Source organism: Pseudomonas donghuensis (genome assembly GCF_000259195.1).
Lineage (GTDB): Bacteria > Pseudomonadota > Gammaproteobacteria > Pseudomonadales > Pseudomonadaceae > Aquipseudomonas > Aquipseudomonas donghuensis.
Genome location: NZ_JH650759.1, coordinates 1 through 13,929, shown reverse-complemented (window position 1 = coordinate 13,929; position 13,929 = coordinate 1). Strand labels below are relative to the sequence as shown.

Annotated in this window: 14 protein-coding genes; all 14 read left to right on the top strand. The window is 64.0% G+C overall.

Annotated elements, in window-relative coordinates; translation table 11 throughout:
* Nucleotides 1-12: 12 nt before the first annotated feature.
* The 14 genes from UW3_RS0106515 (at nt 13) to UW3_RS0106450 (ending at nt 13,895) form a co-directional block, all read left to right on the top strand.
* Nucleotides 13-918, top strand: coding sequence for an energy transducer TonB (locus tag UW3_RS0106515; protein ID WP_010221496.1), 906 nt, complete (start codon nt 13-15; stop codon nt 916-918).
* 84 nt (nt 919-1,002) lie between these two features.
* Nucleotides 1,003-1,986 carry an ankyrin repeat domain-containing protein gene (locus UW3_RS26600; protein ID WP_010221495.1) on the top strand — a complete coding sequence of 328 codons (984 nt, stop codon included), beginning with the start codon at nt 1,003-1,005 and terminating at the stop codon, nt 1,984-1,986.
* Between the two features lie 71 nt (nt 1,987-2,057).
* Nucleotides 2,058-2,627, top strand: a complete 570-nt coding sequence (locus UW3_RS0106505) for a YqgE/AlgH family protein (protein ID WP_010221494.1) — start codon at nt 2,058-2,060, stop codon at nt 2,625-2,627.
* Nucleotides 2,627-3,058, top strand: coding sequence for a Holliday junction resolvase RuvX (gene ruvX / locus UW3_RS0106500; protein ID WP_010221493.1), 432 nt, complete (start codon nt 2,627-2,629; stop codon nt 3,056-3,058). The genes UW3_RS0106505 and ruvX overlap by 1 nt, the downstream gene beginning before the upstream one ends.
* Nucleotides 3,059-3,120: 62 nt before the next feature.
* On the top strand, nt 3,121-3,639 hold the full coding sequence (gene pyrR / locus UW3_RS0106495; RefSeq protein WP_010221492.1) for a bifunctional pyr operon transcriptional regulator/uracil phosphoribosyltransferase PyrR: 519 nt from the start codon (nt 3,121-3,123) through the stop codon (nt 3,637-3,639).
* Between the two features lie 12 nt (nt 3,640-3,651).
* Nucleotides 3,652-4,656 (top strand): aspartate carbamoyltransferase catalytic subunit, encoded by a 1,005-nt coding sequence (locus UW3_RS0106490; RefSeq protein ID WP_010221491.1) that lies wholly within the window; start codon nt 3,652-3,654, stop codon nt 4,654-4,656.
* Entirely contained in the window at nt 4,653-5,924 is a 1,272-nt protein-coding gene (locus UW3_RS0106485) for a dihydroorotase (RefSeq protein WP_010221490.1), read from the top strand. The genes UW3_RS0106490 and UW3_RS0106485 overlap by 4 nt, the downstream gene beginning before the upstream one ends.
* A gap of 184 nt (nt 5,925-6,108) precedes the next feature.
* A complete protein-coding gene (gene hslV / locus UW3_RS0106480; protein ID WP_010221489.1) occupies nt 6,109-6,639 on the top strand; it encodes an ATP-dependent protease subunit HslV in 531 nt (176 codons plus the stop codon).
* Between the two features lie 77 nt (nt 6,640-6,716).
* Nucleotides 6,717-8,054: an ATP-dependent protease ATPase subunit HslU gene (gene hslU / locus UW3_RS0106475; protein ID WP_010221488.1), complete on the top strand. Its 1,338-nt coding sequence runs from the start codon at nt 6,717-6,719 to the stop codon at nt 8,052-8,054.
* A gap of 92 nt (nt 8,055-8,146) precedes the next feature.
* The gene (locus tag UW3_RS0106470; protein ID WP_010221487.1) at nt 8,147-8,524 is read left to right on the top strand and encodes a gamma-butyrobetaine hydroxylase family protein; all 378 of its coding nucleotides are present in this window, start codon (nt 8,147-8,149) and stop codon (nt 8,522-8,524) included.
* Nucleotides 8,525-8,873: 349 nt separating this feature from the next.
* The gene (gene phaC / locus UW3_RS0106465) at nt 8,874-10,553 is read left to right on the top strand and encodes a class II poly(R)-hydroxyalkanoic acid synthase (RefSeq protein WP_010221486.1); all 1,680 of its coding nucleotides are present in this window, start codon (nt 8,874-8,876) and stop codon (nt 10,551-10,553) included.
* Between the two features lie 60 nt (nt 10,554-10,613).
* The gene (gene phaZ, locus UW3_RS0106460) at nt 10,614-11,465 is read left to right on the top strand and encodes a poly(3-hydroxyalkanoate) depolymerase (protein ID WP_010221485.1); all 852 of its coding nucleotides are present in this window, start codon (nt 10,614-10,616) and stop codon (nt 11,463-11,465) included.
* Between the two features lie 119 nt (nt 11,466-11,584).
* A complete protein-coding gene (gene phaC / locus UW3_RS0106455) occupies nt 11,585-13,267 on the top strand; it encodes a class II poly(R)-hydroxyalkanoic acid synthase (RefSeq protein ID WP_010221484.1) in 1,683 nt (560 codons plus the stop codon).
* Nucleotides 13,268-13,280: 13 nt separating this feature from the next.
* Nucleotides 13,281-13,895: a TetR/AcrR family transcriptional regulator gene (locus UW3_RS0106450; protein ID WP_010221483.1), complete on the top strand. Its 615-nt coding sequence runs from the start codon at nt 13,281-13,283 to the stop codon at nt 13,893-13,895.
* Nucleotides 13,896-13,929: the final 34 nt, after the last annotated feature.

Sequence of the window (13,929 nt, the reverse complement as noted above, 5' to 3'; positions counted from 1 at the left end):
GCTGGATACCTGATGACGCTTCCTGCTGACATCCCTGCCGACTTCTCTCCACCCCGCGTACGCCCGGTGGATCGCCTGGGTTTTACCTTGTTCCTGGCGGCGCTGCTGCACCTGGTGCTGATCCTCGGCGTCGGTTTCACCTTCGCCAAGCCCGAAGAAATCCGCCGGACCATGGAAATCACCCTGGCCACCTTCAAGAGCGAGAAAGCACCGCAGAAGGCTGACTACCTGGCCCAGGACAACCAGCAAGGCAGCGGCACCCTGGACAAGAAAGCGCTGCCGAAAACCACCGAAGTGGCGCCCTTCCAGGACAGCAAGATCAACAAGGTCACACCGCCTCCAGCCGCCAAGCCCGAAGTGCAGCCGCAACCGACGCCGCCCAAAGCCGTGGTCGCGACCAAGGCACCGAAGCCGGAAAAAGTCGAAACCCGACCCAAGGAAGCCAAGCCGCAGCCCAAACCCAAGGCCGCGACCCCGGATTTCGACAGCTCGCAGCTGTCCAGCCAGATCGCCAGCCTCGAAGCCGAGCTCTCCAACGAGCAACAGCTGTACGCCAAGCGTCCGCGCATTCATCGCCTCAACGCCGCCTCGACCATGCGCGACAAGGGCGCCTGGTACAAGGACGAGTGGCGCAAGAAGGTCGAGCGCATCGGCAACCTCAACTACCCCGACGAAGCCCGGCGCCAGCAGATCTACGGCAGCCTGCGGCTGATGGTGTCGATCAACCGCGACGGCTCGCTGTATGAGGTGCTGGTGCTCGAGTCCTCCGGCCAGCCCCTGCTCGACCAGGCTGCCCAGCGCATCGTACGCCTGGCCGCTCCGTTCGCGCCGTTCACCGGCGACCTGGCCGATATCGACCGGCTGGAGATCATCCGTACCTGGCGTTTCGCCCGCGGCGACCGCCTGCAAAGCAACTGATCTAAGGCTCCGCCTGATGGCAAAACAATAGCCATTTTGCGATGATGCGCGCCCGTATATCCCCCTCAAGAAAGGATTCTTTTGATGTCGCGCATCAATTTTGCCCGCAAAACCGCTGCCCTCGCCCTGGCCCTGGCCGCCTGCGCCCTGCCTGCTGCCGCCTTCGCCGACGCCGCCGAGCTGTCGCAGAAGCTGTACAACGAAGTTGGCGAGTACAAGTACGACGAAACCCCGGCGCGCCTGGCCAAGATCCAGGCCCTGCTCGACCAGGGTGCCGACCCGAAAGGCCAGCCGATGTTCCTGGCAGCCTCCTACAAGATCGTCGCGCCGTTCGAGCTGTTCCTGCCAAAGATCGGTGACGTCAACACGCCAATCCAGGAAAACGGCGAAACCCTGCTGCTGTTCGTCCTCAACCAGGCCGAACAGTCGAAGGCCTCCGAGGCTGACCTGCGCATGGTCAAGGGCCTGATCAAGGCCGGCGCCAACGTCAACGTATTAGCCCAGGGCGATTCCGCCACGCCGCTGAACACCGCGGCACGCAAGGGCTCACCCGAACTGATCAAGCTGCTGCTGGACTCCGGCGCCGATGCCAAGGCCGTCCGGCCGGACGGCTTTACCCCACTGACCGGGCCGGGTGCCTCGAACCTGGAGGTGATCAAGCTGCTGGTGGCTGCCGGCGCCAATCCGTATCAGGTCACCCTGACCGGCTCGACGCCGCTGCACCATGTTTGCGAACGCGCCTTTGAAATGAATGGCCAGCCCGACCCGCAAGCCGCCCAGCGCATCGCCCTGCTGCTGAAAAAAGGCAGCTCGATCGATGCCTACCACGAGCAGCACGGCACCTTCCCGGTCGGTACGCCGCTGGAAGAAGCCGCCCGCTCGGACAACCCGGACTGCGTCGCCGCACTGATCAAGGCCGGCTCCAGCCTGAAGGCCCCGGCGTTCCCGGAGAGCTACCTGGCCAAGTACCCGCAGGCCAAGCAGCAGACCGTCCAGGAGTACGTGCTGTCGGCCGCTGAAGAGTCGCCAACCCTGTACACCGAAGAAGTGGTCAAGCTGTTCAAGTAAGCCCGCAGTAAAGCTGACAAGGTGACGCCAGCACCTTGTCAGCGTGGCCGCTCACCGCCACACTATCAACCATGAAGAACCTCAGCCCGGATTACCTCAAGCACCAGTTCCTGATCGCCATGCCACACATGGCCGACCCGAACTTCGCGCAGACCTTGACCTACATTGTCGAGCACAACGCCAATGGGGCGATGGGGCTGGTGGTCAATCGACCGCAGGACCTCAACCTGGCCGACATCCTCGAACAACTGCGCCCGGAGGTCGATCCGCCGGCCAGTTGCACCCACGTCCCGATCTACATGGGCGGCCCGGTACAAACCGACCGCGGCTTCGTCCTGCATAGCAGCGAGCGCACCTTCCAGGCCACCGTCGAGCTCGACGGCCTGTCACTGACCACCTCCCAGGACGTGCTGTTCGCCATCGCTGACGGCCTTGGCCCCAAGCGGAGCCTGATCGCCCTCGGCTATGCCGGCTGGGAAGCCGGGCAACTGGAAGCGGAGCTGGCCGACAACGCTTGGCTGAACTGCCCGTTCGACCCCGAGATCATCTTCGGCATGGCCTGCGAGCAGCGCCTTGCAGCGGCCGCAGCACGCCTGGGGATCAACCTCAGCCTGTTGACCAGCCAGGCGGGGCACGCCTGATGGCCGAAGTACGCTTGCTGCTGGGCTTTGACTACGGCAGCCGCCAGATCGGCGTCGCGGTCGGCCAGGTCATCACCGGCCAGGCCCGCGAGCTGTGCACCCTCAAGGCGCAGAACGGCACACCGGACTGGGCCCAGGTGGAAAAACTGATCAAGGAATGGAAACCCGACGCCCTGGTGGTCGGCCTGCCATTGAACATGGACGGCACCCCCAGCGAGATGAGCGAGCGCGCGGAAAAATTCGCCCGCCGCCTCAATGGCCGCTTCAACCTGCCGGTGCACACCCACGACGAGCGCCTGACCACCTTCGAGGCCAAGGGCGAACGCATGGCCCGTGGCGGCCAGCGTGGCAGCTATCGCGACAACCCGGTGGACGCCATTGCCGCCGCCTTGCTGCTGCAGGGCTGGCTGGAGGCCAATACCGGGGCCTGAGACCCGATCATCGCATTCAAGCCGGGCCAGCGTACCGCTCCCCGGCCCCTTGAGGAGCAAGCATGAGCCTACCCAATCCCGCCGAACTGATCCGGCAGATGGCCGTTGACCTTCGCGCCCATCTGGCCCGGCGCGCCATTGCCGAGCCGCGCTTCATCGGCATCCGCACTGGTGGTGTCTGGGTCGCCCAGGCACTGCTTGAAGAACTGGGCAGCGATGCCGCCCTGGGCACACTTGACGTTTCCTTCTACCGCGACGACTTCAGCCAGAACGGCCTGCACCCGCAGGTGCGCCCGTCCGACCTGCCGTTCGAGATCGAAGGCCAGCACCTGGTGCTGATCGACGACGTGCTGATGAGCGGACGCACCATCCGCGCCGCCCTCAACGAACTGTTCGACTATGGCCGCCCGGCCAGCGTGACCCTGGTCTGCCTGCTCGACCTGGATGCCGGTGAATTGCCGATCCGGCCGAATGTGGTCGGCGCCACCCTGTCGCTGGCCGCCCATGAACGGGTAAAATTGACCGGACCCGCACCGCTCGCCCTCGAGCGCCAGGACCTCGCCTCCGCATCCGCCCTTTAAGAGTCCCCCGCGATGACGCCAATCGACGCCAAGCGCCCGCTGCAGCTCAATGATCAGGGCCAGCTGCGCCACTTTCTCTCGCTCGACGGTTTGCCCCGCGAACTGCTGACCGAAATCCTCGACACCGCCGACTCGTTCCTCGAAGTCGGCGCCCGGGCCGTGAAGAAGGTCCCGCTGCTACGCGGCAAGACCGTCTGCAACGTGTTCTTCGAGAACTCCACCCGCACCCGTACCACCTTCGAACTGGCCGCCCAGCGGCTGTCGGCGGACGTCATCACCCTGAACGTGTCGACCTCCTCGACCAGCAAGGGCGAAACCCTGTTCGACACCCTGCGCAACCTCGAAGCCATGGCGGCCGACATGTTCGTCGTGCGCCATGCCGACTCGGGCGCCGCGCACTTCATCGCCGAGCATGTGTGCCCGGAGGTGGCGATCATCAACGGCGGCGACGGCCGCCACGCCCACCCGACCCAGGGCATGCTCGACATGCTCACCATTCGTCGGCACAAGGGCGGCTTCGAGAACCTCTCGGTGGCCATCGTCGGCGACATCCTGCACTCGCGGGTCGCGCGCTCGAACATGCTCGCACTGAAAACCCTGGGCTGCCCGGATATCCGCGTGATCGGCCCGAAAACCCTGCTGCCGATCGGTATCGAGCAGTATGGCGTCAAGGTCTACACCGACCTCGAGCAAGGCCTCAAGGACGTCGACGTGGTGATCATGCTGCGCCTGCAGCGTGAGCGCATGGCCGGCGGCCTGCTGCCCAGCGAAGGCGAATTCTACCGCCTGTTCGGCCTGACCACCGCACGCCTGGCCGGAGCCAAACCGGATGCCATCGTCATGCACCCGGGCCCGATCAACCGCGGCGTGGAGATCGAATCGGCCGTGGCCGACGGCGCTCACTCGGTGATTCTCAACCAGGTCACCTACGGCATCGCGGTGCGCATGGCGGTGCTGTCCATGGCCATGAGCGGGCAGACCGCGCAACGTCAATTCGAGCAGGAGAACGCCCAGTGACCCTCAGTATTTTCGGCGCCCGGGTCATCGACCCCCTGAGTGGCCTGGACCAGACCACCGACCTGCACATCGATGCCGGCAAGATCATCGCCATCGGCGCCGCCCCGGCAGGCTTCAAGCCCGCGCGCAGCATCGACGCCCAGGGCCTGGTGGCCGCACCCGGCCTGGTCGACCTCAATGTCGCCCTGCGCGAGCCCGGTTACAGCCGCAAAGGCAGCATCGCCAGCGAAACCCGCGCCGCCGCTGCCGGCGGCGTCACCAGCCTGTGCTGCCCACCGCAGACCAAGCCTGTGTTGGACACCTCGGCAGTGGCCGAACTGATCCTCGACCGCGCCCGCGAAGCCGGGCACAGCAAGGTCTATCCGATCGGCGCCCTGAGCAAAGGCCTGGAAGGCGAGCAGCTTGCAGAGCTGATCGCCCTGCGCGACGCCGGTTGCGTGGCCTTCGGCAACGGCCTCAATGCCTTTGCCAACAACCGCACCCTGGCCCGTGCCCTGGAATACGCCGCGACCTTCGACCTGACGGTGATCTTCCACTCCCAGGACCGCGACCTGGCCCAGGGCGGCCTGGCCCACGAAGGCGCCATGGCCAGCTTCCTCGGCTTGCCGGGCATCCCGGAAACCGCCGAAACCGTGGCCCTGGCGCGTAACCTGCTGCTGGTCGAACAAACCGGCGTGCGCGCCCACTTCAGCCAGCTGACCAGCGCCCGCGGTGCGCGGCTGATCGCCCAGGCCCAGGCACTGGGGCTGCCGGTCACCGCCGACGTTGCCCTGTACCAGTTGATCCTCACCGATGAAGCGCTGCGTGACTTCTCAAGCCTCTACCACGTGCAACCGCCGCTGCGCACCCGCGCCGACCGCGACGGCCTGCGCGAGGCAGTGAAGTCCGGGGTGATCCAGGCGATCTCCAGCCATCACCAGCCCCATGAGCGTGATGCCAAGCTGGCGCCGTTCGGGGCGACCGAACCGGGCATCAGCAGCGTCGAACTGTTGTTGCCGCTGGCCATGACCCTGGTGGAGGACGGCCTGCTCGACCTGCCAACTTTGTTGCAGCGTTTGTCTGCGGGCCCTGCCGCGGCGCTGCGCCTGCCAGCGGGCGAGCTGAAGGTTGGCAGTGCGGCCGACCTGGTGCTGTTCGATGCCAAGGCCTCGACCGTCGCTGGCGAGCAGTGGCGCTCCAAGGGCGACAACTGCCCGTTCATCGGCCACTGCCTGCCGGGAGCGGTGCGTTATACCTTGGTCGATGGGCATATCAGTCACGAGACCTGAAGGTCAGCCACAAGCTGCAAGCCTTGAGCTACAAGCGGACCAGGCCAGTCGCCGGTCCGCTTTTTCTTGCCGCTTCAAGCTTGCAGCTTATCGCTCACACACATGTGTGTAGTTGAAATCCTTCCCACCACCCCCATATGAGTCTGCATCAGGCATTTTCGCCCCGCTGCGTGGAGACTCTCCCTTGACCACCATCGTTTCAGTTCGCCGCCACGGCAAAGTCGTCATGGGCGGCGACGGCCAGGTTTCCCTCGGCAACACCGTGATGAAAGGCAACGCCAAGAAAGTCCGCCGCCTGTACCACGGCCAGGTCATCGCCGGTTTCGCCGGTGCCACCGCCGACGCTTTCACCCTGTTCGAACGCTTCGAAGGGCAACTGGAAAAACACCAGGGCCATCTGGTCCGTGCCGCCGTGGAGCTGGCCAAGGAATGGCGTACCGACCGCTCCCTGAGCCGCCTGGAAGCCATGCTGGCCGTGGCCAACAAGGACGCCTCCTTGATCATTACCGGCAACGGTGACGTGGTCGAGCCCGAAGACGGCCTGATTGCCATGGGCTCCGGTGGCGCCTACGCCCAGGCCGCCGCCCGCGCCCTGCTGCAGAAGACCGACCTCTCGGCCCGCGAAATCGCCGAGACCGCGCTGAACATCGCCGGTGACATCTGTGTGTTCACCAACCATCACCTGACCATCGAGGAGCAGGACCTGGCCGAGTAATTCAGCTGTTCTGGCGCCCGGCCCCGGTGGCCGGGCTTTTCCACGCTGACTTATCGAGCCCAAGGACCATCATTACCATGTCCATGACCCCCCGCGAGATCGTCCACGAACTCAACCGCCACATCATCGGCCAGGACGACGCCAAGCGCGCCGTCGCCATCGCCCTGCGCAACCGCTGGCGGCGCATGCAGCTGCCGGCCGAGCTGCGCGTTGAGGTGACGCCGAAGAACATCCTGATGATCGGCCCGACCGGCGTCGGCAAGACCGAAATCGCCCGGCGCCTGGCCAAACTGGCCAATGCACCGTTCATCAAGGTCGAAGCGACCAAGTTCACCGAAGTCGGCTATGTCGGTCGTGACGTCGAGTCGATCATCCGCGACCTGGCCGATGCCGCAATCAAGATGCTCCGCGAGCAGGAAATCATCCGTGTCGGCCACCGCGCCGAAGACGCCGCCGAAGAGCGCATCCTCGATGCCCTGCTGCCGCCTGCGCGCACTGGCTTCAATGAAGACCAGGTGACCAGCCAGGACTCCAACACCCGTCAGCTGTTCCGCAAGCGCCTGCGTGAAGGCCAGCTGGACGACAAGGAAATCGAGATCGAAGTGGCCGAGGCCATGGGCGTCGACATTTCCGCGCCACCGGGCATGGAAGAGATGACCAACCAGCTGCAGAACCTGTTCGCCAACATGGGCAAGGGCAAGCGCAAGAGCCGCAAACTCAAGGTCAAGGAAGCGCTCAAGCTGGTGCGCGACGAAGAAGCCGGGCGCCTGGTCAACGAAGACGAGCTCAAGGCCAAGGCCCTGGAAGCGGTTGAGCAGCACGGCATCGTGTTCATCGACGAAATCGACAAGGTCGCCAAGCGCGGCAACGTCGGCGGCGCCGATGTCTCGCGCGAAGGTGTCCAGCGCGACCTGCTGCCGCTGATCGAAGGCTGCACGGTGAACACCAAGCTGGGCATGGTCAAAACCGACCATATCTTGTTCATCGCCTCCGGTGCCTTCCACCTGAGCAAGCCAAGCGACCTGGTGCCCGAGCTGCAAGGCCGTCTGCCGATCCGCGTCGAGCTCAAGGCCCTGAGCCCGGAAGACTTCGAGCGCATCCTCAGCGAACCGCACGCCTCGCTCACCGAGCAGTACCGTGAGCTGCTGAAAACCGAAGGCCTGAACATCGAGTTCGCCGCCGACGGCATCAAGCGCCTGGCCGAGATCGCCTGGCAGGTCAACGAGAAGACCGAGAACATCGGTGCCCGTCGCCTGCACACCCTGCTCGAGCGCCTGCTCGAAGAGGTGTCGTTCAGCGCCGGCGACCTGGCCAGCGCTCACAGCGAAGCGCCGATCCACATCGACGCCGACTACGTCAACAGCCACTTGGGCGAATTGGCGCAGAACGAAGACCTGTCACGCTACATCCTGTAGCGCAGCGGCAAGCTTCAAGTTGCAAGCTGCAAGCTGGACACCGGTGTCTTGCAGCTTGTAGCTTGCAGCTTGTAGCCCAAGAGCCCTTATCCATGACCAGACTCCCCAGCAGCATCAACCTGCACAAAGCTTCCAAGACCCTCTCCCTGACCTACGGGCCAGGCGAGGTGTACCACCTGCCCGCCGAATTTCTGCGCGTGCACTCCCCCTCCGCCGAGGTCCAGGGCCACGGCAATCCGATCCTGCAGTACGGCAAGCTCGGCGTCGGCCTGAGCGGGCTGGAACCTGCCGGCCAGTACGCACTGAAACTGACCTTCGACGACGGCCATGACAGCGGCCTGTTCACCTGGGAATACCTCGAGCAGCTGTGCCTGCGCCAGGAGGCCCTCTGGGCCGACTATCTCGATGAGCTGGCAAAGGCCGGAAAATCCCGCGACCCCAACGAGTCGATCGTCAAGCTGATGCTCTAGCTCGTGCCCTCCAGGGTTTAGAGCGCATTTTCTAATTCTATTTGCTTGAATGCCTGCACTACGGCCAATGAGTGGCCGTCTTGCGCTATACCAAAAAGTCGGGTAACCAATGGATCTGGCAAGTTCCCTGCATCGGATTTAATGCAGGGTCGGGCTGGTATGTAGAGGTCGCGAGCGAAAGCAGGCAGTCTTCTCACGCAGAAAAAACCCGCAGGGCTCATCGTCGTTTGCATCCGGCCGCAGGACCGCAGTTCGTTATCACTGGTCACCCGAGCAGCAGTACCGGGCGTTCGTCTGTGTAACGCGCACAGTCAACCGGTACTCGTCTCAGGACAACGGAGCGTCGTAGATGAGTAACAAGAATAACGATGACCTGCAGCGCCAAGCCTCGGAAAACACCCTGGGTCTGAACCCGGTGATCGGCTTGCGCCGCAAGGATTTGCTGACTTCTGCTCGAATGGTACTGCGTCAGGCCATTCGCCAACCGCTGCACAGTGCCAAGCATGTCGCGCATTTCGGCATGGAACTCAAGGATGTGATCTTCGGCAAGTCGAGCTTGCAGCCGGAGAACGACGACCGTCGTTTTCACGACCCGGCCTGGAGCCAGAACCCGCTGTATCGCCGCTACCTGCAGACTTACCTGGCCTGGCGCAAGGAACTGCACGATTGGATCGGTAGCAGCAATCTTTCCGACCAGGACATCAGCCGCGGCCACTTCGTCATCAACCTGATGACCGAGGCCATGGCGCCGACCAACACGGCGGCCAACCCGGCGGCGGTCAAGCGCTTCTTCGAAACCGGCGGCAAAAGCCTGCTCGACGGCTTGTCGAACCTGGCCAAGGACATGGTCAACAATGGCGGCATGCCCAGCCAGGTGAACATGGACGCCTTCGAGGTCGGCAAGAATCTGGGCACCAGCGAAGGCGCGGTGGTGTTTCGCAACGACGTGCTGGAGCTGATCCAGTACCGGCCGATCACCGAACAGGTGCTGGAAAAGCCGCTGTTGGTGGTGCCGCCGCAGATCAACAAGTTCTACGTCTTCGACCTCAGCCCGGAAAAGAGCCTGGCGCGTTTCTGCCTGCGCTCCAACGTGCAGACCTTCATCGTCAGTTGGCGCAACCCGACCAAGTCCCAGCGCGAATGGGGCCTGTCGACCTACATCGATGCGCTCAAGGAGGCGGTCGACGTGGTCCTGGCGATCACCGGCAGCAAGGACCTGAACATGCTCGGCGCCTGCTCCGGCGGCATCACCTGCACTGCGCTGGTGGGCCACTACGCGGCGCTGGGCGAGAAAAAGGTCAACGCCCTGACCCTGCTGGTCAGCGTGCTCGACACCACCCTCGACACCCAGGTGGCGCTGTTCGTCGACGAACAGACCCTCGAAGCCGCCAAGCGCCACTCCTACCAGGCCGGCGTGCTCGAAGGCCGCGACATGGCCAAGGTGTTCGCCTGGATGCGGCCCAACGACCTGATCTGGAACTACTGGGTCAACAACTACTTGCTGGGCAACGAGCCACCGGTGTTCGACATCCTGTTCTGGAACAACGACACCACGCGCCTGCCGGCCGCCTTCCACGGCGACCTGATCGAAATGTTCAAAAACAATCCACTGCTGCGCCCCGATGCACTGGAAGTGTGCGGCACACCGATCGACCTCAAGCAGGTGACCACCGACATCTTCAGCGTCGCCGGTACCGCCGATCACATCACCCCGTGGCAATCGTGCTACAAATCGGCCCAGCTGTTCGGTGGCAAGGTCGAGTTCCTGCTGTCCAACAGTGGGCACATCCAGAGCATCCTCAACCCGCCGGGCAACCCCAAGGCGCGTTACATGACCAACAGTGAAATGCCCGCCAGCGCCCTCGACTGGCAAGAGAACTCGACCAAGCACACCGACTCCTGGTGGCTGTACTGGCAGACCTGGCTGGCCGAGCGTTCGGGCAAGCTGAAGAAAGCGCCGGCCAACCTTGGCAACAAGGCTTATGTGGCCGGTGCCGCAGCGCCAGGGACCTACGTTCACGAGCGTTGATAGCGAACACCGCCGCAGCTCGAAAAGGCTGCGGCGTTTATCCACCACAGGGCTTCGCGCATGCCGCAACCGTATATTTTCAGGACCGTCGATCTGGATGGACAAACCATCCGCACCGCCGTCCGACCCGGCAAGCCGCACTTGACGCCCTTGCTGATCTTCAATGGTATCGGCGCCAACCTGGAGCTGGTATTCCCCTTCATCCAGGCCCTGGACCCGGACCTGGAGGTGATTGCCTTCGATGTGCCGGGCGTCGGTGGCTCATCGACCCCGCGCCACCCGTACCGCTTTCCCGGGCTGGCCAAGCTCACCACCCGCATGCTCGACTACCTCGACTATGGCCAGGTCAATGTCATTGGCGTGTCCTGGGGCGGTGCCCTGGCCCAGCAGTTCGCCCATGACTATCCCGAGCGCTGCAAGAAACTGGTGCTGGCCGCCACCGCCGCCGGTGCGGTGATGGTCCCGGGCAAGCCCAAGGTGCTGTGGTTGATGGCCAGCCCCAGGCGCTACGTGCAACCGTCCCATGTCATCCGCATCGCGCCACAGATCTACGGCGGCGGTTTTCGCCGCGACCCTGACCTGGCCTTGTCGCACGCGGCCAAGGTGCGCTCCGGGGGCAAGCTTGGTTACTACTGGCAGCTGTTTGCCGGGCTCGGCTGGACCAGCATTCACTGGCTGCACAAGATCCAGCAGCCGACCCTGGTGTTGGCTGGCGACGACGATCCGCTAATTCCCTTGATCAACATGCGTCTGTTGGCCTGGCGAATTCCCAATGCCCAGCTACACATAATCGACGACGGTCATTTGTTCCTGATCACCCGGGCCGAGACCGTCGCCCCGATCATCATGAAGTTCCTCCAGCAAGAGCGCCAACGCGCCGTCATGCACCCTCGGCCCGCTCCCAGCAGCTGAGAAGCCTGCCACACCCGAGCCCTTGGCAGGACGCCAGGCAACCCGGGTGCGCGGCGTGAGGTTGGTGTCGCTCTTGCATTGATGTGTTTGTTGATGGCCTGACGACGGAGTGTTGCCTGATGAAAGACAAACCCGCGAAGGGATCGCTACCGGTCCCCGCCACCTATATGAACGTGCAGAGTGCGATCAGCGGCCTGCGCGGTCGTGACCTGCTCTCGACCTTGCGCAGTGTCAGCCGCCATGGCCTGCGCCATCCGCTGCACACCGCCAAGCACATGCTCGCCCTGGGCAATCAACTGGGCAAAGTGCTGCTCGGCGAAACCCCCTATCAACCCAACCCCCGCGACAACCGCTTCAAGGACCCGGCCTGGAGCCAGAACCCGCTCTACAGCCGCGGCCTGCAGGCGTACCTGGCGTGGCAGAAGCAGACCCGCCTGTGGATCGATGAAAGCCAGCTGGAACCGGACGACCGCGCCCGCGCGCACTTCCTGTTCACCTTGTTCAACGATGCCGTGTCGCCCAGCAACTCGCTGCTCAACCCCCTGGCGGTCAAGGAACTGTTCAACTCCGGCGGCCTGAGCCTGGTGCGTGGCATCAACCACCTGCTCGATGACCTGCGCCACAACAACGGCCTGCCGCGCCAGGTCAACCCACAAGCCTTTGAAGTCGGCCGCAACCTGGCCACCACGCCGGGCGCGGTGGTGTTTCGCAACGAGCTGCTGGAGCTGATCCAGTACAAGCCGATGAGCGAAAAACAGTATGCCAAGCCGCTGTTGGTGGTACCGCCGCAGATCAACAAGTTCTACATCTTCGACCTGAGCCCGGCCAACAGCTTCGTTCAGTACATGCTCAAGAACGGCTTGCAGACCTTCATGATCAGCTGGCGCAACCCCGACCCGCGTCATCGCGAGTGGGGCCTGTCGAGCTACGTCGAAGCGCTGGAAGAAGCCATGAACGTGTGCAGGGCGATCACCGGCAGCCGCGAGATCAACCTCATGGGCGCCTGCGCCGGCGGCCTGACCATGGCCGCGCTGCAAGGCCACTTGCAGGCCAAGCGCCAGTTGCGCCGGGTCAACAGCGCCACCTACCTGGTCAGCCTGCTCGACAGCCAGATCGACAGCCCGGCCAGCCTGTTCGCCGATGAACAAACCCTGGAAGCGGCCAAGCGCCGCTCCTACCAGCAAGGGGTGCTCGATGGCCGCGAAATCGCCCGGGTGTTTGCCTGGATGCGCCCCAACGACCTGATCTGGAACTACTGGGTCAACAACTACCTGCTGGGCAAGGCGCCACCGGCGTTCGACATTCTCTACTGGAACAACGACAACACCCGCCTGCCGGCCGCGCTGCATGGCGACCTGCTGGACTTCTTCAAGCACAACCCGCTGGCCCATGCCGCGGGCCTTGAGGTGTGCGGCACGCCGATCGACCTGCAGAAGGTCAACGTCGACAGTTTCAGCGTCGCCGGCAACAACGACCACATCACCCCCTGGGATGCGGTGTATCGCTCGGCATTGCTGCTCGGTGGCGACAAGCGCTTCATCCTCGCCAACAGCGGCCATGTACAGAGCATCATCAACCCACCGGGCAACCCCAAGGCGCATTACGTCGACAACTCGCGCCTGAGCAGTGACCCGCGGGCCTGGCTCTACGATGGCAAGCAGATCGACGGCAGTTGGTGGCCGCAGTGGCTGGAATGGATTCAAGCGCGCTCCGGCGCCCAGCGCGAAACCCTGATGGCCCTTGGCAACCAGCACTACCCTCCCATGGACCCCGCGCCCGGCAGCTACGTCCAGGCGCGCTGAACAAGAAGAACGGATGAAAACCCGCGACCGTATCCTCGAATGTGCCCTGCAGTTGTTCAACCGCCAGGGCGAGCCGAATGTCTCGACCCTGGAGATTGCCAACGAGATGGGTATCAGCCCGGGCAACCTCTACTACCACTTCCACGGCAAGGAGCCGCTGGTGCTGGGGTTGTTCGAACGTTTCGAGGAGGAGCTCACGCCACTGCTCGACCCGCCGCTGGAAGTGCGCCTGGATGCCGAGGACTACTGGCTGTTCCTGCACTTGATCGTCGAGCGCATGGCCCAGTACCGCTTCCTGTTCCAGGACCTGTCGAACCTGACCGGGCGCTTGCCCAAGCTGGCTCGCGGCATGCGCAACCTGCTCAACGCCCTCAAGCGCACCCTGGCGGCGCTGCTGGCCAGCCTCAAGGCGCAGGGCCAGGTGCTCAGCGATACTCGGGCGTTGGGGCAGCTTGTTGAGCAGATCACCCTGACGCTGCTGTTCTCGCTCGATTACCAGCGGGTGCTGGCCCGTGAAGGTGAGGTGGGGGTGGTGGTGTATCAGGTGATGATGCTGGTGGCGCCGCACCTGGAGGCGGGCTCGCGGCATGCAGCCGAGCAGTTGGCGCTAAGGTATCTGGAGGGCTGAAAGCACGCGGGGCAAGTCGGGTCGCCGCACCGCC

Excerpts from the sequence above, each read along its gene's own strand:
- UW3_RS0106515 (WP_010221496.1), top strand. The coding sequence starts at position 13 with ATGACGCTTCCTGCTGACATCCCTGCCGACTTCTCTCCACCCCGCGTA.
- UW3_RS26600 (WP_010221495.1), top strand. The coding sequence starts at position 1,003 with ATGTCGCGCATCAATTTTGCCCGCAAAACCGCTGCCCTCGCCCTGGCC.
- UW3_RS0106505 (WP_010221494.1), top strand. The coding sequence starts at position 2,058 with ATGAAGAACCTCAGCCCGGATTACCTCAAGCACCAGTTCCTGATCGCC.
- ruvX (WP_010221493.1), top strand. The coding sequence starts at position 2,627 with ATGGCCGAAGTACGCTTGCTGCTGGGCTTTGACTACGGCAGCCGCCAG.
- pyrR (WP_010221492.1), top strand. The coding sequence starts at position 3,121 with ATGAGCCTACCCAATCCCGCCGAACTGATCCGGCAGATGGCCGTTGAC.
- UW3_RS0106490 (WP_010221491.1), top strand. The coding sequence starts at position 3,652 with ATGACGCCAATCGACGCCAAGCGCCCGCTGCAGCTCAATGATCAGGGC.
- hslU (WP_010221488.1), top strand. The coding sequence starts at position 6,717 with ATGTCCATGACCCCCCGCGAGATCGTCCACGAACTCAACCGCCACATC.
- UW3_RS0106470 (WP_010221487.1), top strand. The coding sequence starts at position 8,147 with ATGACCAGACTCCCCAGCAGCATCAACCTGCACAAAGCTTCCAAGACC.
- phaC (WP_010221486.1), top strand. The coding sequence starts at position 8,874 with ATGAGTAACAAGAATAACGATGACCTGCAGCGCCAAGCCTCGGAAAAC.
- phaZ (WP_010221485.1), top strand. The coding sequence starts at position 10,614 with ATGCCGCAACCGTATATTTTCAGGACCGTCGATCTGGATGGACAAACC.
- phaC (WP_010221484.1), top strand. The coding sequence starts at position 11,585 with ATGAAAGACAAACCCGCGAAGGGATCGCTACCGGTCCCCGCCACCTAT.
- UW3_RS0106450 (WP_010221483.1), top strand. The coding sequence starts at position 13,281 with ATGAAAACCCGCGACCGTATCCTCGAATGTGCCCTGCAGTTGTTCAAC.